Raw genomic sequence first — 587 nt, 5'->3', positions numbered from 1 at the left:
TTATTCGGGTCAATCACCCCGGACGCGCGCAGATAGTGCGGATAGCCCTGGGCCAGGTCCACTTCTTCCAGTGAACGGGAGAGCTGCACCGCTTCCACTTCAATGATTTTCAGATGCTTCGGATTCTTGACGATGTCATCAACGGTAGATTTCAGGCCAGCCCCCGGTTTGAGAGTAATCAGCCCGGATTTTTGCAGCAGCAGCAGGCCGCGCCCGCCGTTAATCGGGTCATTCGCAATCGCCACGGTGCCACCATCGGGGAACTGGCTGATAGCGGTATGTTTTTTAGAGTAAAGGCCGACATTATTGATGATCGCTGGGGCGTATTTCACCAGGTGGAAACCGCCCTGCTGATTGGCGTTATCCAGGAACGGCTGATGCTGGAACAGGTTCACATCAATGTCGCCGTTTTCCAGGCTGACGTTGGGCGCCGTCCAGTCGCTGAACTCGATCAGATCCACCTTCAGCCCCTGCTTTTTCGCCTCTTCAACGGCGGTTTCCAGCGGCGGTGCAAACGCAGCGGTGGTGCCGACTTTCAGCGGCCCGCTGTAGTCGGCGGCATGGGCGCTCACGGTAGTGCTTAACAG

The 587-nt window shown here is 57.1% G+C and carries 1 protein-coding gene; it reads right to left on the bottom strand.

Annotation, left to right across the window (positions count from 1 at the left end):
- The coding region (locus tag WH277_RS01650) for a MetQ/NlpA family ABC transporter substrate-binding protein (RefSeq protein WP_339504003.1) at positions 1–587 on the bottom strand (587 nt) is incomplete at its 3' end.

Source organism: Erwinia sp. MYb416 (assembly GCF_037479575.1).
Lineage (GTDB): Bacteria > Pseudomonadota > Gammaproteobacteria > Enterobacterales > Enterobacteriaceae > Erwinia > Erwinia rhapontici.
The sequence above is the reverse complement of the archived record's forward strand: the minus strand, read 5'-3'. Positions and strand labels throughout refer to the sequence as shown.